The sequence below is a fragment of the Acidobacteriota bacterium genome, assembly GCA_026393675.1.
In the GTDB taxonomy this organism is placed as follows: domain Bacteria; phylum Acidobacteriota; class Vicinamibacteria; order Vicinamibacterales; family JAKQTR01; genus JBAXOX01.
This window is the reverse complement of the sequence record JAPKZQ010000034.1, coordinates 19,240-40,574: the sequence shown is the minus strand read 5'-3', so window position 1 is coordinate 40,574 and position 21,335 is coordinate 19,240. Positions and strand designations below refer to the sequence as shown.

The 21,335-nt window shown below is 65.1% G+C and carries 13 protein-coding genes; 8 read left to right on the top strand and 5 right to left on the bottom strand.

Going from position 1 to position 21,335, the window contains the following annotated elements:
- The first annotated feature begins 214 nt into the window (after window positions 1-214).
- Window positions 215-1,243 carry a GHMP kinase gene (locus NT151_08870; protein ID MCX6539029.1) on the top strand — a complete coding sequence of 343 codons (1,029 nt, stop codon included), beginning with the start codon at window positions 215-217 and terminating at the stop codon, window positions 1,241-1,243.
- A 39-nt stretch (window positions 1,244-1,282) separates the two neighbouring features.
- Here the strand turns inward: NT151_08870 and NT151_08865 are convergent, their stop codons facing one another.
- Together NT151_08865 and NT151_08860 are read right to left on the bottom strand one after the other, a co-directional pair.
- Window positions 1,283-3,589 carry a glycoside hydrolase family 2 gene (locus NT151_08865; GenBank protein ID MCX6539028.1) on the bottom strand — a complete coding sequence of 769 codons (2,307 nt, stop codon included), beginning with the start codon at window positions 3,587-3,589 and terminating at the stop codon, window positions 1,283-1,285.
- A gap of 164 nt (window positions 3,590-3,753) precedes the next feature.
- A complete protein-coding gene (locus tag NT151_08860) occupies window positions 3,754-5,292 on the bottom strand; it encodes a hypothetical protein (GenBank protein ID MCX6539027.1) in 1,539 nt (512 codons plus the stop codon).
- 78 nt (window positions 5,293-5,370) lie between these two features.
- Between NT151_08860 and NT151_08855 the strand changes: the two genes are divergently transcribed.
- Window positions 5,371-8,757 carry a glycosyltransferase gene (locus tag NT151_08855; GenBank protein ID MCX6539026.1) on the top strand — a complete coding sequence of 1,129 codons (3,387 nt, stop codon included), beginning with the start codon at window positions 5,371-5,373 and terminating at the stop codon, window positions 8,755-8,757.
- Window positions 8,758-9,101: 344 nt separating this feature from the next.
- Window positions 9,102-10,688 (top strand): hypothetical protein, encoded by a 1,587-nt coding sequence (locus NT151_08850; protein MCX6539025.1) that lies wholly within the window; start codon window positions 9,102-9,104, stop codon window positions 10,686-10,688.
- Between the two features lie 11 nt (window positions 10,689-10,699).
- On the opposite strand, the gene NT151_08845 is transcribed toward NT151_08850, so the two are convergent.
- Window positions 10,700-11,542: an OmpA family protein gene (locus NT151_08845; protein MCX6539024.1), complete on the bottom strand. Its 843-nt coding sequence runs from the start codon at window positions 11,540-11,542 to the stop codon at window positions 10,700-10,702.
- 158 nt (window positions 11,543-11,700) lie between these two features.
- On the opposite strand from NT151_08845, the gene NT151_08840 reads away from it, so the two are divergent.
- The 5 genes from NT151_08840 to NT151_08820 all read left to right on the top strand — a co-directional run bounded on the left by NT151_08840 (window position 11,701) and on the right by NT151_08820 (window position 18,023).
- Entirely contained in the window at window positions 11,701-12,162 is a 462-nt protein-coding gene (locus NT151_08840; GenBank protein ID MCX6539023.1) for a hypothetical protein, read from the top strand.
- Entirely contained in the window at window positions 12,159-13,658 is a 1,500-nt protein-coding gene (locus tag NT151_08835) for a hypothetical protein (GenBank protein MCX6539022.1), read from the top strand. Before NT151_08840 ends, NT151_08835 begins: the two co-directional genes overlap by 4 nt.
- A complete protein-coding gene (locus NT151_08830; protein ID MCX6539021.1) occupies window positions 13,655-14,596 on the top strand; it encodes a VWA domain-containing protein in 942 nt (313 codons plus the stop codon). The genes NT151_08835 and NT151_08830 overlap by 4 nt, the downstream gene beginning before the upstream one ends.
- A 109-nt stretch (window positions 14,597-14,705) precedes the next feature.
- Window positions 14,706-15,770, top strand: coding sequence for a 3-oxoacyl-ACP synthase (locus NT151_08825; protein MCX6539020.1), 1,065 nt, complete (start codon window positions 14,706-14,708; stop codon window positions 15,768-15,770).
- A 243-nt stretch (window positions 15,771-16,013) separates the two neighbouring features.
- Complete coding sequence (locus tag NT151_08820) at window positions 16,014-18,023, top strand: radical SAM protein (protein MCX6539019.1); 2,010 nt, start codon at window positions 16,014-16,016, stop codon at window positions 18,021-18,023.
- A 2-nt stretch (window positions 18,024-18,025) separates the two neighbouring features.
- On the opposite strand, the gene NT151_08815 is transcribed toward NT151_08820, so the two are convergent.
- Both NT151_08815 and NT151_08810 read right to left on the bottom strand, forming a co-directional pair.
- Window positions 18,026-20,779, bottom strand: a complete 2,754-nt coding sequence (locus NT151_08815; protein ID MCX6539018.1) for a M56 family metallopeptidase — start codon at window positions 20,777-20,779, stop codon at window positions 18,026-18,028.
- A complete protein-coding gene (locus NT151_08810; protein MCX6539017.1) occupies window positions 20,776-21,162 on the bottom strand; it encodes a BlaI/MecI/CopY family transcriptional regulator in 387 nt (128 codons plus the stop codon). The genes NT151_08815 and NT151_08810 overlap by 4 nt, the downstream gene beginning before the upstream one ends.
- Between the last annotated feature and the right edge of the window lie 173 nt (window positions 21,163-21,335).

Here is a 21,335-nt window from a genome sequence, read left to right as displayed (position 1 = left end):
TGAACGTCGAGGGAAGCCGTATGCGGGAAATCCGCACGTACGGTTTGACGAGGGGTTGCTGGTCCGTGCGTGATTCCACGGCGGACTGGGGCCTACTCCACCCGGCTTGTGTGAGCGGGGACGCGGAGGAACCGTCGTCCCCAAGACACAGCGCTGTGGGACAGAAGCAAGAAGGCCGTCACCGGACGACGCGGAATCGAAGGACGCGCTTGTGATGCGACATATAACCGCAACAGCGCCAACCAGGATCTGTGACTGTGGCGGGTGGACCGACACCTGGTTCGCCGGCCACGGGGGCGTATTCCACATCGCCATCGACCCCGGCGCTCAGGTGGATGTGCAGGCGAGCCGGTCCCATGCCGGCGTTGCCCCCGTCACGATTCATGCTGAGAATTTTGGCGACACGTATGCTTACTCGCCCGGCACCAGGCCATGGGGACCACACCCGTTGCTTGAAGCGGCGATTGAGTCGGTCGGTCTTTCTCCGGGTGTGCACGTGGACGTGCGAGTCCGGTCGGGGATGCCGCCAGGCGCGGCGGTCGGCACGTCGGCGTCTGTTTGTGTCGCGCTGGTCGGCGCGTTGATGCGGCTGGCGGGCCGGACCGACGACCGACACGCCGTGGCCACTGCAGCGCACCGAATCGAAACGGAGTGGTTGGCACAACAATGCGGCGTCCAGGATCAGTTGGCGGCGGCGTATGGCGGCGTGAACTACGTCGAGATCGACGCGTATCCGCACGCGCGGGTTCATCCGGTCATGTTGCCGCCAGGGATGCGCGACCAACTGCAGGCGCGGTCGACGCTCATCGTTCTCGGGCGCAGTCACCATTCGACGGCGGTCCACGATCAGGTGATTCGTGACGCGGCCGCGACCCCACTTGCACAAGCCGCCATGGAGATGCTCCGCCGTGCGGCCATCGTGGCGCGGGACGCGGCCCGCGCTGGCGACCTCGACGCGCTCGGCGAGGCCATGCGCGACAATACGGAAGCGCAGCGCCGGCTGCACCCGGCGCTGGTGTCAGCCGACGCGCAGCGTCTCATCGATCTCGCGTGCCTGCACAAGGCGGCCGGTTGGAAGGTCAACGGTGCCGGCGGGGAGGGCGGGTCGCTCACGGTGCTGTGCGGCCCGAATCCGGCCGATCGCGTGGCGCTCGAATCCGCCGTCGCCGCGATGCCCGGTTGCCAGGTGATGCCGATCCGGATCGCGGCCGATGGGCTGCGTGTGACGGAGCGCGAGACGTAGACACGGGCGCGATCATTCGTGCCCCTGCTTGCTCCCCATCTACTTCCTGTCCATCCTCACAATCCCCACATCAATTGCCTGGCCACCTTTCGTCTGGTGACAGGTGGCGGCGATCAGATTCCTGCCCGGTTTGAGCGCCCTGACGGCCTCGGCGCCGACAGGCACCATCACGTAGCCTGTGGTGTAGCCCTTGACCTGTGCCGCCTCGACACCGTTCAGGTAGATGATCGCGTCCTCGTCGTGCGCTAACACGACATACAGGCCGTCGGTCGGTCCGTCCTCCCATTCGAACGTCTGCCTGAGCCAGATGTCGCTCGTGGTCCAGGTCGTTCGCTGCGGCACGCCCTCGGTACTGCCGGCCGCAAACGGCGCCACGCCGCTCTCCCACGTCGTGTCGTCGAATCCATCGCGCATCCATCCGTTAGGAGGGGCGGATGTCGTGTACTTCCACGTCCGGCCCGCCAGTTCCGACGTCGGGAGTATCGTCTTTTCGACCGGCACGTCGTCGTACAGCGTCTTGTTGATCGCGAGCAGGCGCTCCGGCGCGATCTTGACGATCTCCCGGTCGTAGGTGATGAGCCCGTTGACTTCGACTTCCACGTCGGTGGTCTGCGTATAGACGGCGGCACTGAGGCCCCGCGCCACCAGCAGCCGCAGCTCCGCGACGCGCTCGCGATAGGCCCGCTCGAGTTCGTTCGCGTCCTTGTAGGTGACGTAGCCCCAGTTCTTCTCGTCCTGCCACGTGTGACCGCGCACAGGCAGGCCCAGACCGCCGTACTCACCCAGTACCGCCGCGCGATCGCGCTCGAGCGCGGGCATCGATGGGCCCGGGTACCGGTGGATGTCGGTCACGTGCCCGGCGCCCGCGTCGGTCCAGCCAGACGCGTTGTTGACGAGACGAGTCGGATCGTAGCGCGACGTCCAGTCGGCTAATTCCCGCGTGCCCGCTTTGTCGGGCTGGCCCCAGCCTTCGTTGATCGTGACCCACATCACGATCGACGGATGGTTGTAGCGGGCATCGATGATGCGCTGCCACTCGCGGGCGAAATTCGCCCGCGACTCCGGCGTGTCGTTCTTCCCGCTCGGCATGTCCTGCCATACGAGCAGGCCCAGCTTGTCCGCCCAGTAGTACCAGCGTTCCGGCTCGATCTTGATGTGCTTACGGGCCAGGTTCATGCCGATGCCCAGCGTAGCCGCGATGTCGAACCGGATGGCTTCATCCGTCGGTGCGGTGTGCAGCCCGTCGGGCCAGAAGCCCTGATCGAGAAAGCCATACTGGAACAGCGGCTCATTGTTGACGAGGAGCCGTGCGACACCATCGGCTGTGCGCCCGATCGAGATCTTCCGCAGGCCGACGTAGCTCGAGACCTCGTCTACAGGCCGGTCGCCTTTCGAGAGCGTCACCGTCAGCGTGTACAGAAACGGCTGCTTCGGCGACCACAATCTCGGCCTCGGGACGGTCACTGTCACGGGACCTGCGGCGGGTCCTTCGGCCGACGCCACCGGCAGCTTCTCGTCGGCGATCGTCGCATGCAGCCGCAGGCCTTCGGCTCGGCCGGTCGTCACGGCCGCGACCGACACGGTTCCCTTGTCGATGTCGGGTACGATTCTCAGTCGCTCGATGGCGACGGCAGACAGTGGCTCCAGCCATACCGTCTGCCACACCCCTGTCGTCGGCGTGTACCAGATGCCGCGCGGCTTCAGCACCTGCTTGCCTCGCGGTTGAGGGCCGGCATCGCTCGGATCCCAGACCGAGAGGACGATTTCCTGATCCGGCTGTCGCGTCAGCGCGTCGGTGATGTCGAAGCCAAACGGGTCGTATCCGCCTGTGTGCCGACCCACCTCGCGGCCATTCACGATGACGGTGGACTCCCAGTCCACGGCGTCGAATCGCAGCCAGACCCGCTTGCCCTTCCAGGTCGGTGGCACGCGAAAGAGCCGCCGATACCACAGCCGCTGGTCCGGTGCGACACTCTTGCCTACTCCCGAGAGCGCGGACTCAACCGGGAACGGTACGAGGATGTCGCCGTCGAAGGAAGACCCGGGTGATGGCGCGTCTTTCGGACGAATGGCGTACTGCCAGAGTCCATTCAGATTGAGCCAGTCCTTGCGCACCAGTTGGGGACGGGGATACTCGGGCCGCGGCGCAGTTGGCGAGACGTCCCGCGCAAAATGCGTCAGCAGACGGCCCTCGACCGGTTTCCACGCGGGCGCCTGCCCCCGAGACGAGACAGCCAGCACCGACGCACACGCGAGCACCACCAGCCCGGCACATGCTGCCTTAGTCACAGGCGTGCCGAACCGGCGTCCGCTCCGAAACAGACGCTCCCTTATTCGCGTGGTCATGCTGCCTCCCAAGACATCTTCCATCAGAAATGTGACCGGGGAAATGTGATCGGGTCGCTTTTCCGCATTCCTGGGAACACCGGGCTCCAGCCCGGCCGCCGTCGTAGCCACGCTGGAGCGTGGCGATCCCAGGGAACAACCATGTGATCCACTCACTTTTTCGTCTATTCCGTCTCGATCACGTGTCCATCGGCCCACCGTGACCAGACCGATCCGATCATCACCCCGCCAAGCGCCGACAGGAACGGGAACAACTCCACCATGTACCGGGGCTCCGGGTTCTCCATCGATCCCAGCAGCGCCAGCCGCGGCACCACCAGCATCACCAGCAGGACGAGGCCGAACCGCGATGCGGGCTCCGAGACAAGACGCACCGCGCCCGCCACGCCGGCCACGGTCCATGCCAGCGTCAGCAAGGCGAAAATCGGCAGCCAGATGTGCTGCCGCATGTCCCGATCGAGGCTTGCGAGCGGAACGAGATCACCATTGAACGGGTAGTACTGTGAATGGGGACCTGCCCACATCCAGAAGACACGCTCGGCAGGAAGCGAGACGTAATACCGAATCGGATGACGTCGAATCCGGTCCCAAGCCAATGTCTCGAACCGCGCGTCCAGCTCAGGCGTGATCCCGACCGGCTCGTTCGCCGAACCGGGACGAGCATCGCGCCGCCCCGGCTCACCGTCGTTGTACCGGGAGAACAGCTCGGCTACCAGTTGGTGTTCCTCAGGCGAATCGAAGGCCCACGGCGGGGGTTGGTCGATCGAGAACCGCGCGCGGTCCTGATCGAATTCAAAGGGCCCCACATACCTGGGTTCGTTGACCCAGGTCCTGAGCCACCTCGCGTAGCCGGTCGTCACGAAGTCTTTCGGCATCGCGACTGTCGGCGGCGCGATGGGCTGGAAGACACCAAACAGCTTGGCGTTCCGGATGATCCAGGGCCCGTCGCATACCAGGAAGCCCAGTACCAGCAGAACACCGTACCGCACGACACGCGCGGCCGCGCGGGCGGCCGATCCTGATCCGCGCCGTCGCCATTGCCATACAGCGGCCAGCACCATGGTCGCGCCGGCTCCGGCCGTGAGCAGTCCACCCTCGGGACGTACGATCGTCAACGCGCCTCCGGCCAACCCGGCGGCGAACCACCACGCCCAGGCCCCTCGTCCGCCGCCAGCCTGGCGGTGGCCGTCGCTCGTATCTTCACGTAGCGCGCGCATCGCGAACCACGCGATGGTCGTACCAAGCGCGATGGCCAGCACTTCGGTCAACACCGTCGTGACGTAGATGGCCGTGAACGGGCAGACGGCCGCCAGTCCCAGCGCGGCACACTGGACACGCCAGCGTCGTTTCTGCGGCCAGGCACTCGGCACCAGCACCAGCGCCAGGCACGCGACACTCCAGCAGGTCGCTGTCTCAATCACCACCTGCACCATGCGGACGGCGGTGTCGTTGTCGACCCCGAACACACGATAGATGCCTGCGATAAAGAGGGGATACCCGGGCACCCGCACATAGGTCGGCGCGAGAGGGGGCGTTGGCGATCCGGAGTACACGCCATGGATCAACAGGTTTCGCGCGAGCAGCGTGTAGAAGCGGGCATCGTCGGGCTCGTCGTTGGGCATGCCGATTGCGAGCGCCAGCCGGAATGCCAGCGCGACCAGGAGCAGGGCAGCACAGACGACGGCACGGGTTCTGGTGGTCATGGGTTCATGCCTGACGCGGATTTTCCACTGGTCGCGGTATCATGGACGGGTCTCACGACGGGTAGTGACGGCAAATACATGACCGAGCAGCGACCTGTCTTCTTCGACCCGTCGCGGAAGCGATGGCCGCGGCTGCGGCAGGCGATGCTCTTCGTTAGCTTCGTGCTGACGGGCATGTTCGGTCTCCTCATTCTAAGCATCCTCGTCAACCCTGTGCTGCCTTCTCTCAATCTGCCCTCCGTCACGTCATTGCCGGGGTCGGCCCACCTTTCGCCTCCGCTTCGGCCGCCGGTGGTGCCGCTGCATCGCCGGGGCGTGCGAACGGCCAGGCAACAGATCGAGCGGGAACGTCTCCGGCACGAGGCGGAATGGAAGCGACTCGCCTCGGTGCCACGACCGACCGATGATCCCGTCATCTTCGGCTTTTTTGTCAACTGGGACGAAGCGAGCCTGGCTTCGCTCAGGCGGAATGTCGATCATTTTGATGTCCTGGCGGCCGAGTGGCTGCATCTGACGAAGCCCGACGGGACGCTCGTCGAGGACAACCCGGAACGCCAGGCCGAGGCGCTCGACTTCGTCCGCCTGCGGCGGCCCTCCATGCGTGTGATGCCGCTCGTCAACAATGCGACCGGCGGATCGTTCCCGAGTGCGCCACTGGCGGGCATGCTGGCCAGCCGCGCGGCCAGGGGCCGGGTGATCCGCGAATCATTCGACTACGTCAGGCGGGTCGGCGGCGCCGGCATCAGCATCGACTTCGAAAACGTGCCCAACGCCAGCCAGCCGAACCTGCAGACGTTCATGTCCGAAGTGTGGACCGTGTTCCATGGGGCCGGCCTGCTCGTGTCGATGAACGTGCCCGAGAACGACCCCATGTTCGACTACCGCAAATACGCCTCCAAGGTCGACTATCTGATCGTCATGGCATACGATGAACATTGGGCCACCAGCGATCCTGGCCCCGTGTCGAGCATGCAGTTCTTCATGAACGTGCTGCAGGCGCGCCTCGCGGATGTGCCGCCCAACAAACTGGTGATGGCCATTGGCAACTACGCCTACGACTGGCCACGGCGTGGAGGCAGAACGTTCGAAGAGGCCATGCTCACCGCCAAGGAGGCGGGCGCGACCATCACCGTCGACCCGGAGTCGCTCAATCCCACCTACCGGTATCGGGCGGACAACGGCGAAGAGCACGAAGTCTGGTTTCTCGACGCCCTCACCGCCTTCAACCAGGCGTCGATGACGCGAGCGCTGAACCCGAAGGCGGCCCTCGCTCTATGGCGACTGGGCAGCGAAGACCCGGGTATCTGGACGTTTTTCGGCGATGCCCGAGCCCTGGATCGCGCCCAGATTGGCGAGTTGGGAACGGTGCAATACGGCTACGGCGTGGACTTCGAAGGTGAAGGGGAGATTCTCTCAATCACCGAGTCTCCCCAGTTAGGGCGCCGGACCCTGACGTACGACGATGCCCGCGCGCTCATCACGAATGAGCAGTTCGAATCGCTGCCGGCTCCGTACGTTGTCACCCGCTACGGCGCGACGAAGGGCGCGGTGGCGCTCACGTTCGACGATGGACCGGACGAAAAGTACACGCCGCCGATTCTCGATGTGCTCCGCGACCTGAAGGCGCCGGCCACGTTTTTCGTGACGGGACTCGCGGCGCAGGAGTATCCGGAACTGGTCCGCCGCATGTACCGCGAGGGCCACCAGATCGGCAATCACACGTTCACGCATCCCAACATCGCCAACATCTCGCGGGCGCAGCTCCGGCTCGAACTGACGGCGACACAACGGCTCTTCGAGAGCATTCTCGGCCGGCAATCGGTTCTGTTCAGGCCGCCCTACTCGGAGGATATCGAGCCGGAGACCCCGGTCCAGGTCCGGCCCATCGAGACCGCCACGGCGATGGGATATGTCACCGTCGGGATGCAGATCGATCCGAAGGACTACAAAAAGCCCGGCGTGTACGCGATTGTCGCCCGGACGATTGAACAGGCGGCCGCCGGGCGGGGCAACGTGATCCTGCTGCACGATGGCGGGGGCGATCGCAGCGAGACTGTTGAGGCGCTGCCGCGAATCATCGCCGAGCTCCGCCGTCGCCACATGAAGTTCGTGACGGTTGGCGAACTGTTGGGCCGCACGACGGCGCAAGTCATGCCCCCGGTGCAGGGCCGGGGCTACTGGCAATCGCTGGTGGACGCCGCCGCCTTCAATTCGGTCAATCTGGTGCAGTCCTTCGTCAGTCTGCTGTTTCTGATTGCGATCATCCTCGGCATGGGCCGGCTGGTCTTCATCGGCGGCGTCGCGATCGCAGAGCGGCTGCTCCGGAAGAACCGCCTCCCGCTGACGTTTTCCGGGCCGATCGCGGTGATCGTTCCGGCGTTCAACGAAGAGAAGGTGATCGTCCAGACCGTGCGCGCGCTGCTGCGATCGGTGGGCGTGCCGGGCGTCAAGATTCTCGTCGTCGACGATGGATCAACCGACCAGACCGCGGCGCGAATCAGGGAGGAGTTCTCGGGCGAGCCGCATGTCACGTTGTTCGAACGATCGAACGGAGGCAAGTCGGCCGCATTGAACTTCGGGCTGACGCAAACGAATGCCGACATCGTCGTGGCGCTCGACGCCGACACCGTGTTTACGTCGACGACGATCGCAGCGCTGGTGCGCCACTTCGCCGATCCGCGGGTGGGGGCGGTGGCCGGCAACGCCAAGGTCGGCAACCGCGTCAACCTCCTCACGAAATGGCAGGCGCTCGAGTACATCACCAGCCAGAACCTCGATCGCCGGGCCTTCGACCTGCTCGGGTGCATTACGGTGGTGCCCGGTTCGGTCGGAGCCTGGCGGCGGCAGCTCGTGATGGAGGCCGGAGGATTTTCGGCCGCGACACTGGCCGAGGACGCCGACCTGACGATGACCATCCTGCGCACGGGGTATCACGTCATCTATGACGATGAGGCTGTGGCGTATACCGAGGCGCCTGAGACCGTGCGGGCGTTCGTGCGGCAGCGCCATCGGTGGATGTTCGGGACATTCCAGGCCGCCTGGAAGCACCGCGACGCGCTGTTCCGGTGGCGGTATCGCGGGCTTGGCTTCGTCGCGCTGCCGAATGTCTTCCTGTTTCAGGTGCTGTTTCCGCTGATCTCGCCCGTCATCGATCTGATGATGGTGGGATCGCTCGTGTCGGCCGGGATGGGATACTGGATGCACCCCGCCGAGTACACGCCGGATGATCTCTACCAGGTGGCGTTCTACTACGCGCTCTTCCTGGCGGCCGACGTCCTGGCCGGGTGCCTGGCTTTCATCCTGGAACGCCGGGAGTCTCCACGCCTGCTGTGGTTGTTGCTGTGGCAGCGCTTCGTCTACCGGCAGGTGATGTACTACATCGCGATCCGCTCGATGCTCGACTCGCTCAGAGGCGGGCCCGTCGGGTGGAACAAGCTCGAACGGCGCGCGTCGGTGACGACATGATCCGCGTGATCCAGGAACGGTTTATTGGTTGCGTCATTCCGGCGAATGCCGGAATCCAGTCGTGTACCTCTCTGGATGCCGGCTTCCGCCGGCATGACGCTTTCAATTTGAAATCCGCCTTCGCACCGGCATGACGCCTCAGAATTGTCGTTCCGGCGAACGCCGGAATCCAGCCGGTTGCAGCGGGCCGAAGATGTCACCCGACGCGCAGCGTCGCCGCCAACTCGTTGTCGACCACCGACCACCGACGCACGAGTTGAACGCCGCGGCCGCCCGCGACCAGATCGCGTGGCTCAGGCGGCACATCGAGAAGAGGTAGACGGCGCGGCGGTGTCTAAAACGCCATGATCCGAATCTGTCGCGACTGGTGGGTGCCGGCGGTCGTTGTGGGAAGCGTGATCCTGGCATCCTGCACGCCGGTCCGCCCGCGCCTTGACTTCACGCCCTCGTTTGCCGCAACCGCGGATCTTGCCAGGGCTGACGGGCTGGTCAGGGCCGGATGCTACAGGTGCCTGACGGAGGCGCTCGCCATCTACGAGAAACTGGCGGCGGGCCCAACGTCGGTCCCGGTCGCCGCGTATCGCGCCGTGGATACGGCCGTGCTGATGGCGATGCGTGAACGGGAGATTGGCCTGAGCAGCGGCCGTTCCAAGCAACGCGCCGAAGAGCTGGCGCGCCAGCTCCCGGCTCCTGCGGACTATTCCGCGTTCCTGTCGATTATCGACACCGTCGGATGGAAGTCCACGGGAGTGTCGGCGGAACAACAAGACGCGATTGTCGGGATGTACAGCGTGCTCAACCGGGACTTCGCCGGGTGGCGCGCGAAGTTGCAGCCGTCCGCGCCGCAGGACCTGCTGAGCGCGTACCAATTGCTCTCACTCGAGTGCTTGTACTCATACAAGTTGTCAGAGGCGAAGCAGAAGCCTTGGCCCCTTCCCACCGGCGCGCCACCGTTACTCCGCGCCCGCGCGGCCACGTGCACCGGTGCGCACGCCGACCAACTCGACGACGTGCTCCGCGACGAGCCGCGACTCCGCGAATTGTACCTGTTCAAGGGCGAACGCGCGTTTGTGCAGGGCACGCTTCGCACCGCCGAACGCCACCTGCTGACGGCCCTGGAGGAAATCCCGTCGCTGATGTCGGCGACACTCGTTCTCGGCCACGTCTACCTCGGGATGGAGGATGTCGAGGCGGCGTTCAAGGCCTACCACGAGGTGACTGCCGCCGTGCCGGGCCAGCGCGACGCGATGATTGGCGAAGCCAAGGCGCTGAGCTATCTCGACCGCTCAGACGAGGCGATTGCCGTACTCGACGAGATGGTACGCCTCGGCACGTGGTATCTGGGCGAAGCGCATTACTGGCTCGGGTGGAACCGGCTCCATCTCAAGCAATTCGATCTGGCGAACGACGAAGTGGTCGCGGCACGGAAGTACCTGCCGATGGATCCGCTGGTCGACAAGCTCTCGGGGCGGGTGGCGCTCGCGCGCAACGAGATCGAACGGGCGGAGCGTGAGTTCCGGGCGGCCGTGGAACACTTTGCCGGGCGTCAGACGCGCGATTGCGACACGGGCTACTACCTTGCCAGTGTGCTGGTGATGCAGCGCAAGTGGCCCGAGGGCGCCCAGAGGTTCAGCCAGGCCCTGCCGTGTTACGTGGAGGATGAGCAGGCCGCCCGTCGCAAGATCGAAGAGATCAATGCGGCCGATCTGCCGGACGAGCGGAAGGTCAGGCTCGTCACCGCCAAACAGAAGGGGATTACCGCGCTTCAGTCGCAGCAAGCGCGCGCCGCGTACAATGGGGCCGTCGCGTACGCGAACCTGGGTGACAAGGAAAAAGCGCGCCCGCTGGCGGAGCGGGCGGCGCAGCATCCCGATATGGCCGACCTGGCCCAGAAGCTTTTGGCCCGCCTCCAGTCCGGCCTCGAGCGATAACGGCCGGTCGCCTACTTCTTGACCAGCTCCACGCGCCGGTTCGCCGCGCGGCCCGCGTCGGTCTTGTTGTCGCCCACCGGTTTGGTGTCGCCGAAGCCCGCCGTGGTCAACCGATCAGCCGCGATGCCAAACGTGCTCACGACGTAGGCCTTCACCGCTGCCGCGCGGTCCTGCGACAGCTTCAGATTGGCTGCGGCCGCGCCGACGTTGTCGGTGTGCCCCTGGATCTCGAGCTTCAGCGCCGGCGTGCTCTTCAGCAGTTCGCCGATCGGCGCCATCGCCGCCGCCGACTCCGGCTTGATCGTGGCCTTGCCGGTGTCGAACAGAATGCCGTGGATGGCCACCGAGCCCTTCTCGTTCAGCGCCTTGGCGAGATCCATCGCGGTGAACTCGACCTTCTGCTCCATGCCCGCTTCCTCGACAATCGTGAGCGTGTAGAGCTCGCCACTGTTGGTGATTTCCACCTGCAGCCAGGTGTTCTTGCCCTCCGCCGGCATCCGCACGACCATCGTGCCGCCGCCCGATGACATGGTGTCGACGAGCTTCACGCCCCCGCGGTTCGTGAACAGGTTGACGTAGTTGCGCCCGATCTCAATCGGGCCGCCCTTCTTCGCGTTTTCCTTCAGCTGGTACTCAATCTTCCAGTAGCGCCCTTCGACGTGCTTGGTGGTTTCCTCTGCGGTATAGAAATCAAACGCGCCGAAGTCCTGCGCGTCGTAGTTGTAGATGTAGTAGCCCGGGAACCTCGACACCATCGGGTGGTCTTTCGAGTTGGGCTCGTCGTCCTGCGCCAAGGCCGGCGCGGCAACCAGGAATACGGCAAGGCACGCGAGAGACAGGAACAGTCGGCGCATGGAGGTTCTCCTTCTGGCTTGGTGGTGTCCGATGCCGGACCGCAAAATCCTACCACAGCCACGGGCCCGGGCGGCGGCTTCAGTCATGCCGTCGGTGTCACTGATTTGCGCTAAGATGCGCCTGAACGTCAACACACCTGACTTTCCGCATTTCTGTCGTGCGCATTTTCCGTGCCGCCGCTCTGTCCGTGATCCTCGCCATGTGTGTGGCGAGCGGGCAGCCGTCTGCTCAGCGACTCTCCGTCACCGATCTGCTCGATCGCTATGCGGCCGGCGAGTTCGAGGCGGTCGCGGCTGTCCTAGCGACGAAGATTGACTTCGCGGATCTGCTCAAACAACTGAAGGCCGATGGTCCGGCGTGGACGACCGCGAAGGGGAGCGAGGATCGCGATCGGCGCGAACTCGCGGCCGCGACGTTTGCGCTCGAGGCGGCGCGGGCGGATGAATGGAACGAGTGGAGCCGGCGGCAGAGGCAGCCGCCCATCGAATGGCCGGGGGGGCCGCCCTATCAGCCGCTGGACGTATTCTACTGGAGCCCTCCGCCGCTCTTGATCGAGTGGGGATGTCAGCTGTTTCGGCGCGACCAGACACCGCGACCCATCCGGCAATCGGTCAGATGACCGCGAATGGGCTGACCTCCCTCTATGACACGCTCGCGGCGTCGATGCTCCGTCCGGTCGAGCCCAATCGCCGACACGTCGTTATCGCATTGACCGATGGTATCGACACTATCAGCGCGCTCGACGCGCGAACGGTGCGCGACATCGCGCAGCGATCCGACGCGACGCTTCACATCGGTCATCTGAGTCTCGCGGCCGCTTATAACCTCTCGATCTTTCAGTGCATCGAGATGGGCTGGTGCTTTCCGTCCCGTCGCTTCTGGATTCCGTTTCAGGATCACGAGCCAGACATGCTCAGGGACGCCGCGCGATTGACCGGCGGCGACCTGCACGAGCCCGGACTCTTTGTGAATCCCAATCCGGTCAGCATCTTCAAACAGATCTTCGACGATTTTCGGCGCAGCTACGTCCTGCGATACATGCCCCAGGGCGTCGCCCGTATGGGATGGCATGAGCTGACAGTTCGCGTTCCTGCGGCGCCGTCGTACCTCATCCACGCGCGGAAAGGGTATGCCAATGGCTTGCTTGGCACGCCGGCGGACGGAAGGAAATCCGCGCCCGCCTGGGCGGCGAGCGATCGCCCGCTGCCGCCAGCGGTCGAATCGATCGTGAACGCGTACGATCGCGGCGACTATGCGTCCGCCTCGACGGCTTTGCGGCAACTGCCCGATCCCGTCCAGTTCATTCGCGACGTCAGAGCCGCTGGCAATCCCTGGCCTGCGACACCCCGGCGGGAAGCCGCGTTCGTCATTGAAATTGCTGAGGCGGCCCTCTATCGACATGACGTTGCCGCGCGGGATGAAGCCCTTACACTGCTCCAAAGCTACCACCATCTGATTCGCAATCCGCTGGGGGCCGACGCGTTCGAGCGGCTGTGGTACTGGACGGAACTCACGGCGGTCGAAGGCCTCATTCGTGCCGGCGTCGCGATGCCGTTCGTGACCAACGCGCAGAAGCGATGCCCGGACGAGCCGCGCTTCCTGCTCGCGCGAGCGATTGTTTCCGATCAGACGGCACCGGTCGGGGCGCCCGACCCTGAACACGCCGAGGAGACGTTGCAGCTGTATGACGCCACCCTGCCGTTCGAGCCCACCGTTTCGGAGGCGCGGCTGCGCAAGGCCTATCTCCTGCATCGGCTCGGCCGCCGCGACGAGGCGTTGGCCCTGCTCGACACGATGCGCGCGCGGGAGCCCGACCAGACTCTCGTGTACCTCAGTCAGTTGCTGCGCGGCCATTTTCACGATGCGCTCAATCATGCGGACGAAGCCGCGAAGGCGTACCGCGCGGCGCTTCAGACCTGGCCGGACGCGCAGGCCCCGCGGGTCGGCCTGATGACGATGTTGTTCCGGCATGGTGATCGATCCGCCGCCGAACAATTGGCCGAATCGATCCAGAAGGCCGCGGGGCAGGCGTTCGATCCGTGGTGGCAGTACTGGCAAGCCGACTATCGGTTCTATCCGGCGGCGATTGCCGCCCTACGCGAGGGAGCGCGATGAGCCGGACGTGGGTACTGGCAGCCGCGCTGATGTCCGCCGCATTGTTGCCCCATGGCGGAGGGGAGGTTCTCAGGTCCCCACAACAACCGACGTTTCGCTCGAGCATCGATCTCGTCACAGTCGATGTGTCCGTGCGAGCGGGCAATCGTGCGATCACGGGCCTGACGGCAGCCGACTTCGAGATTCTGGACAACAACGTCGCGCAGGAAATCGCCGACCTGAGCTATGAGAAGCTCCCGATCGACGTGACCGTAGGGCTCGATGTGAGCCAAAGCGTGAACGGCGAGTTGCTCGATCAACTGCGCATGTCCGTGCGCCAGCTCGTGACGGACCTGACGAAGCAGGATCGCCTGAAGCTCATCACGTTCAATCAACGGATCGGACGCGTGATCGACTTTACCGCAGACCTGCCGGCCGTCAGCGCGGCGGTCAAGCAGGTGACCGCGTCGGGCGGAACGTCGCTCGTCGACGCCATCGCGGTCGCGCTTGTCAGCGCGTCAGACACGACTCGGCGACAGCTCGTGGTCATGTTCAGCGACGGCAGTGATGGCCACAGTATTTCTGACGAGCCAATGGTCGTGGACGTCGCGCGCCGCGGGAACGCAACGTTGAATCTCGTGCGGTCGATCCCGGCGCCGCCAGTCACGGTCAACGACAACCAGATTTCCGCGCAGAGGACCGATCGTGCCCGGGCGCCGGAACAGCAGTTCTACACTACGCTGACGGGGGAAACCGGCGGCCTCGTCGTGCCCGTCGTCGCACCGGGCGGCGATGTGACGTCGACGTTTCGCCGTCTGCTGAGCGAATTCCGATCCTGCTATGTCCTCCGGTTCACCCCGCGCGGCGTCGATCGCGGCGGCTATCACACGCTCGCCGTACGAGTGAAACGGCCGCAACGACTCGATGTGCGCGCCCGCCGCGGCTACTTTGGCGGGTGAAGGCCGGTTCCGCTACACCCCGCCGGGCCGTGATGGACTTCATGGGCCGTTTCAGATCAGATGCCTCCAGCGGCGTGACACGGAGACCGTTTCTTTCTAGAATCAACCGGTGACCCACTCTCTCATTATCGGCAGCGGTTCGAGCATTCCCACCCGGTGCATCACCAACGACATGCTCGCGACGGTCATGGAGACCAGCGACCAGTGGATCCGCGAGCGCACGGGTGTCGAGACACGCTACTTCGTGGATCCGGGCACGTCGACGCTCGACCTGTCGGTGCCGGCCGCGAAACAGGCGCTCGAGGCCGCCGCCATCGAGCCGCGCGACATCGATCTGGTGGTCTACGCGACGATGACCCCGGATCACTACATGCCAGGCAACGGCGGGCTGCTTCAGGCCAGGCTTGGCCTTCGCAACATCCCGTGCTTCGACATCAGGCAGCAGTGCTGCGGCTTCGTGTACGCCCTGCAGTTGGCCGACGCGCAGATTCGGGCGGGATTCGCGAAGACCGTGCTGGTGGTGGGCGCCGAGGTCCACAGCATGTTCATGACGTTCCGGGCGGGGAGCTGGGCCCGACTCGATGGGGCGATCGACACGCCCATCCCGCAGGACGAGTGGGACCTCGCCACGAAATACCGACACCTGTCCGTGCTATTTGGCGACGGCGCCGCCGCGGTGGTCGTGCAGGCGCAGACGGGCGGAGACCGGGGGATCATCGACCACATCATCTGCGCCGATGGCGCCGACTATGACCGGCTGTGCGTGCCGGGCGCCGGGTCGGCTCATCGACCCTACGTGGACGCGGAGATGATTGGCCGGGGCAATCACTACCCGGTGATGGACGGCCGCTACATCTTCAAGCAGGCGATCACGCGGATGGCGGAGGTGGCGCAGGCCATCCTCAAGCGCAACAGCCTCACGCCGGCCGACCTCTCGTTGGTGTTGATGCACCAGGCCAACCGCCGCATCAACGAATACGTGCAGAAGCTGCTGGGCCTGCCCGACAGCAAGGTGATTCACAACATCCAGAAGTACGGCAACACCACCGCCGCCACCATCCCGCTGCTCTGGGACGAAGGCGTCCGCACGGGCCGCATCACGCCGGGCGGGCTCGTGCTGTGCGTGGCTTTCGGCGCCGGCATGAGCTGGGGAGCAACCCTCATCCGGGCGTAATCCGGGCGTCAACGGCCGGTACCTGCCGCCAGAACATGTCGGACCTTATTTATCGCCGATGACCATTCACAGTCATCGGTGCCCCTTGGTCCCGCCGGACCGCCCACTCCCTATTCCATCGAGTTTTCACCCGGTTTGATAGGTAGAATTTGTCCGTCCCGTGAGTCCGGGTGCTCTCGGGTGGCGGTCCTGGGCCGCACGTGGTGGCACGGCCGGTCGTGAGGATTCTGACAGGAGAACGCTATGCACCCTCCGCACAAGTACGTCGAGAAACTGCTCTGCATCGTGGCTAATGTGGTGTGGTATCTGATGCTTCCGATCTTCCTGTTCTCGAAGAACAAGTCGTTCACGCCGAAGTGGTCGGACGTGCCGCTCCTGAAGTCGAAGGAGAAGTTCAGGCCGCCGTTGGGCGTACCGCGCGAGACGACGTCACTTTGTCCGGTCTGCGTCCCCGAGCTGCGGCAGCAGGTGGTGGACGGGAAGGCCGGTCCAGACGTCTTCGTCAAGGGGCATGCCGGCGAGATTCCCGCCCAGATCATCGAACGGGACGGCAAGATCCTGATGGTCAAGGATTGCCCGGCACATGGTCATTTCGAGGACGTCCTGTCGACCGATCCGGCGTTCTACAAACGGATGGGCGAGATGTTCCCGGGCGGCGACATCCCGGTCCATGGCGATGCCGGACTCCACGAGCATGGGTTCAGCAGTCTCCGGTACGGGCGCGGCGCGGTGCTTACCGTCGATCTGACCAACCGCTGCAACATGATGTGCGACCCGTGTTTCACTGACGCGAATCAGGTAGGCTTCGTCCACGAACTCGACTGGCCGGAGATCAAGGCCATCCTGGACCGGGCGGCCTCGATCAAGCCGCGCCGGCAGATGTCGGTGCAGTTTTCGGGCGGCGAGCCGACGATCTCTCCGCACTTCCTCCAAGCGGTGGCCTACTGCAAGGAGGTCGGCTACAACAGCGTGCAGGCGGCGACCAACGGCATCGAGTTCGCGCGCAGTCCCGAGTTCTGTCAGCAGGCGGCTGATGCCGGCCTCCGGTTCGTCTACCTGCAATTCGACGGCATCGGCAACGCGGCCAATTCGCACCGTCACGTGGGCAACCTGTTCGACGTGAAGCTGCAGGCCATCGAGAACCTGTACAAGGCGGGCGTTGACATCGTGCTCGTCAGCACGATCATCAATGGCGTCAACAACGAACAGGTCGGCCGCATCGTCGAATTCGCTCTCGACAATCCGAACAGGCTGTCGTTCATTGCGTTCCAGCCGGTGTCGTTCACGGGCCGCGACGAGGCGATCTCGGACGAGCGGCGGGCCGCGCAGCGCTACACCATCGCGGATCTGGCGCACGACATCAAGAAACAGACGGGCATTGGCGATCCGATTCGCGACTGGTTCCCGATATCGCTGATGGGGGGCTTCGCTGACTGGGCTGATTTGACGCATGGCCCGTCGGCGGAGTGGGGCCACGTGAATTGCGGGTGCCACCCGGATTGCGGCGCGGGGATGGCGGTGCTGGTTGACAAGGAGACGAAGGAGCGCGTGGTCCTGACCCGGTTCCTCAATCTCGAGCGGGCCAATAAGGACGTCGCGATCATCAACGATGCCGTGCGTCTCAGGCGGCCGATGTGGCTGGTCAAGCTGCTCTCTGGAATTCCCTACATGGATCAGGTGCTGTACCCGTCGACCCTGGCGGTGGGCGTATCAGTGCTTCGCAACTTCGATCCGTTCTCGTCGCCGAAACAGTTGCGCATCCTCGACCTGCTGGCGAGAATCGACAAGGGGTTCGGTGCGACCAAGCACGATTACGGCAAGGTGGGCAAGGACCGGACAGCCGAAGATATCAAGCGGCGCCGCTCCGATCGGTGGCTGCTGCTGTTTGTGGCGGGCATGTGGTTCCAGGATCTCTGGACGTACGATTTCCGGCGCACGCACCAGTGCATCATCCCCTACGGCACAGAGGAAGGCGAAGTCTCGTTCTGCGCGTACAACACCGGCGTGGGCTGGCGGCAGATCGTCGAGAAGCAGCACCAGACGGCAACGCTGGCGAAGTGGTACGACCTCAACGGCCGCCACCAGATTTATACCGGCGGGCGCGTGGTGCCGCTGGCCACGACCGAACACTCGTTGAAGTTAGACCCGGCGGCGCTGGCCGCCGGACAGCAGAACGATCTGGAATTGGCCGGGATTGCCAAGACGTCGCGCGAAGAGAAACTCAAGGCCAAACAGACCGAAGCAGCCAAGTAGATTTACTCCTGCGTGCGGGCAAGAGCCGCCAGCGCGCGGTTCTTCTCGTAGTCAGATTTGATCGCGTCGGCGGCGTCCAGGAATGCCTTGCGCATGGCAGCATCGAAGGTCGCGCCCTTCGCGGCCGCGACGAGCACGTTGGCCCGCTCGTAATCGTTCTTCATCGTCGCGACCGACTGGATGACCCGGGCGCGCAGTTCCGCGCTCGGAGAGGGCAGGGCAAGCGCCGCCTTGAGGACGCGGGCATGTTCGTAATCGCTGTCGATCGTGGCGACGGCCTTGAAGAACGCGTCGAGCGACGGACCCGCGAGGCGCTGTCCACGGAGCAGTTCCACGAGCAGCCCGCCGAGTTCGTAGTCGGATGTCATGCGGGCGGAACTCTCGAGGAGCCGTGTCTGAGTGTTCTCATCGAGCGTTCGCCCCTTCAACAGGGCGGAGAGCGCCCGGTGCCGCTCGTAGTCGGACTTGATCCCGTCCGCCAGCGTCAGGGCAAGATCCGCGCTGGCCGGGTTCATGGCTTGCGTCCGGTTGACCTGGACGAGCAGGCCAGCCAGCTCGTAGTCCGACTTCATCGCGCGGGCGGATTCGACAATCACGCTCGCGACCTGTGGGGTGATGGGGCCGGCATCGATGAGCGCCGAGAGCGCCCGGCGCTTTTCGTAGTCTGACTTCATGGCGCGTGTCGCCTCGGCGAACGCCAGGCGGCAGGAGTCGTCGGGCAGGCCGAGCTTCGTGGCATCAACCAGCACGGACGCCCGTTCGTAGTCGGATGTGATTTCGGCGCCGGCCTGGCGGATCGCGCGAGCCATCGTCGCGGGATCGAGCTTTGCTTTCGCGAAGAGTTTTTCGAAGTAGATCCGCTTCACATAGCTCGACTTCAGCGCCGTGATCTCGTCGAGCACCCCCGCCGCGCCCTTCTGGGCCAGCAGGCGCGTGACGCGCGCCTCGGCGTTGAAACCCGACTGCCGCAGGAATTCCGGCAGCGCCCGGGACAGCCACGCGCGCGCCTCTGTCCCCACCGGCTTGCCATTCCACAGCCGCTCAAGCGATCCGTCGGCCTTCGCGCGAACCTCGTACGTTGTGGTGCCGTTGTTGCGTTCGGTGAGCGTGAAGTACCCGCCTGCGGAGATGCTCTTCACGTCGGTCTCATCGTCTGTGAACACCACGGTTCCACTGGTCCGCACGTCGAACCCATGGCCGTTCTCGCTAAAAGACCAACGGGACTGGCTCGGTTTTGAACCCCAGGGCCAGTCGCCGGAGCCCGTAAGGCAATCGAACCACTCGCCAAGACGCGCGAAGAACCCCTCGGGCCGTGCTGGGGGATCCGGTGGTGCCGGTGGCGCTGGCGGTGCTGGTGGCGCTGGGGGAGCCGGCGGTGCCGGTGGCGCTGGCGGCGACGGTGGCACCTGTGGCGTCCCGGACGGATCGGGTGGTGGAGCCGGGGAAGATGGCGGCGCCGGTGGGGCCGGTGGCATCTGGTCCCACGCGTCGCCGGCGATGTCGATCGCGTCAACGCGGCCGGGAGCGGTGACCGGTACCGCCGTCGGTGCCTGCGGTGCCACAGCAAGCGCGGAGCCTTGCGGCGCCACGCTCGAGATCGCGGCAGGCGGCACACCTGCACTGGGACGCGCTCCGCTCGAGGGTGCGGCAGGCGGTGCATCTGCACTCGGACGCGTAGCGCCCTGACGGTCGAGCGCCTGCGATCCAATCGTTAACGCGATGAGGAGCATCAGCACCACAGCCGCTACTTCCCACTGCGGTCCCTTGCCGCGGTACGCGTCCGGCGCGCCGAGCAGGCGACGCACGCGCGTCAGCAACGACCCGCCCGCCGCCGCGAGGACTAGTGAAGGGCTCGGTTGGCGCAGGTGCTCCAACTCGGCCAGCGCGCGCGCATAGCCAACCGTGTCGCCGCACATCGCCACGGCCCAGTCGTCGCAGCAGTACTCGCGTTCCACGCGAACCCGGTGTGACACCCACCACACGGCCGGATGGTAGAACAGCAGCGTCTCAACGACGGTCTGCAGGAGGTTGACGACATAGTCGTGGCGGCGGATGTGGGCGAGCTCGTGCGCGAGAATCGCCTCCATCTGCTGCGGGGAGAGGCCGGCCAGCGCGCTGACGGGCAGCAGCACAACCGGGCGCAGCCAGCCCACCGAGCACGGTACTTCCGCGCACGCGGACACCAGCAGCCTGACCCTGCGCGTGATGCCCATCCGCGCCGACAGCCGCGCGAGACGATGCTGACAGGTCGGCGCCGCCATCTGGTGCTCGTGGTACAGGCGGCGGTGCAGCAGGGTCCATCCCGCCGCGAGGCGCACCGACAGCAGCACGACGCCGACGATCCACGCCGCCAGGATTGACGGTATCCATGCCGCGACCGCCGCGCGTGACACCTGCGCACCCGAACTCGAGCCGGGCCGTACCTCCGTGGCGGTGCCATGCCCATCGAGAGGGACGGATGTCTGGTGGACAGGCGCGGTCGTGTCAGGTGCGCCCATGCCGCGCGGCACGGCGCTGGTCGAGTCGATCGCGCGCAGTGTCACGAAGGTCGTGGCCACAGGCGCGAGCGCCATCAGCATGAGGGCCGCACACCCGACAAGGTAGCGCGCCTGGCCGCGCGTGCGGCGCAGCATCGTGAACGCCACGGAGGCCGCGACGCCGATGAGGGCCCCCTGCCAGATGAAATGGACAAGCGCCCAGCCAAGCGCGCGGGCGATCGGGTGTCCGAGGATAGGGCTGATCGATTCGGGGATCATGTGTCACTCCCTGTATGCCGATCGAGCAGACTGCGAATCTCGTCGAGTTCCTCCGGCGTCGCACGACGGGTGGCGAGCGCCTGCATCACCAGCCTGGCCGCCGATCCGTCAAACGCGCGTTCCACCAGATCGCCCACCAATTGGCGTTGCGTCTGCTGCTCGGACCGGCGGGCCCAGTAGACGTGCGTGCGCTCGGACGCGTTGCGTTCCACCAGGCCCTTCTCCGTCATGATCTGGAGGAGCTTCAGGGCCGTGGTGTAACCAGTGGGCCGGTCCTGTTCGAGTGTCTCTTGAACCTGACGCACGGTGCTCGGCCCGCGTTCCCAGAGCACGCAAAGAATCGCGAGCTCGGCGTCGGTCGGTTTGGGTGGCGTGGGTGTCATCAGGCCGAAGATATACGAAGCACTTCGTATATGTCAACGAAAGTCTTCGTAGATACTGCCGTCATCCCTTCTGTCGTACAACGTCGGAAGTCGGGACGAGTCGGAGAGCGAGTCGGAGGAACCCGACGAATATGGACAAATATTCAATTGACATCGGTCTTACATTGTATAAG

What these genes read in the sequence shown, in the direction of transcription:
- NT151_08860 (MCX6539027.1), bottom strand. Translation starts at nt 5,292, where the DNA reads ATGACCACCAGAACCCGTGCCGTCGTCTGTGCTGCCCTGCTCCTGGTC.
- NT151_08845 (MCX6539024.1), bottom strand. Translation starts at nt 11,542, where the DNA reads ATGCGCCGACTGTTCCTGTCTCTCGCGTGCCTTGCCGTATTCCTGGTT.
- NT151_08855 (MCX6539026.1), top strand. Translation starts at nt 5,371, where the DNA reads ATGACCGAGCAGCGACCTGTCTTCTTCGACCCGTCGCGGAAGCGATGG.
- NT151_08870 (MCX6539029.1), top strand. Translation starts at nt 215, where the DNA reads ATGCGACATATAACCGCAACAGCGCCAACCAGGATCTGTGACTGTGGC.
- NT151_08820 (MCX6539019.1), top strand. Translation starts at nt 16,014, where the DNA reads ATGCACCCTCCGCACAAGTACGTCGAGAAACTGCTCTGCATCGTGGCT.
- NT151_08810 (MCX6539017.1), bottom strand. Translation starts at nt 21,162, where the DNA reads ATGACACCCACGCCACCCAAACCGACCGACGCCGAGCTCGCGATTCTT.
- NT151_08830 (MCX6539021.1), top strand. Translation starts at nt 13,655, where the DNA reads ATGAGCCGGACGTGGGTACTGGCAGCCGCGCTGATGTCCGCCGCATTG.
- NT151_08835 (MCX6539022.1), top strand. Translation starts at nt 12,159, where the DNA reads ATGACCGCGAATGGGCTGACCTCCCTCTATGACACGCTCGCGGCGTCG.
- NT151_08815 (MCX6539018.1), bottom strand. Translation starts at nt 20,779, where the DNA reads ATGATCCCCGAATCGATCAGCCCTATCCTCGGACACCCGATCGCCCGC.
- NT151_08850 (MCX6539025.1), top strand. Translation starts at nt 9,102, where the DNA reads ATGATCCGAATCTGTCGCGACTGGTGGGTGCCGGCGGTCGTTGTGGGA.
- NT151_08865 (MCX6539028.1), bottom strand. Translation starts at nt 3,589, where the DNA reads ATGACCACGCGAATAAGGGAGCGTCTGTTTCGGAGCGGACGCCGGTTC.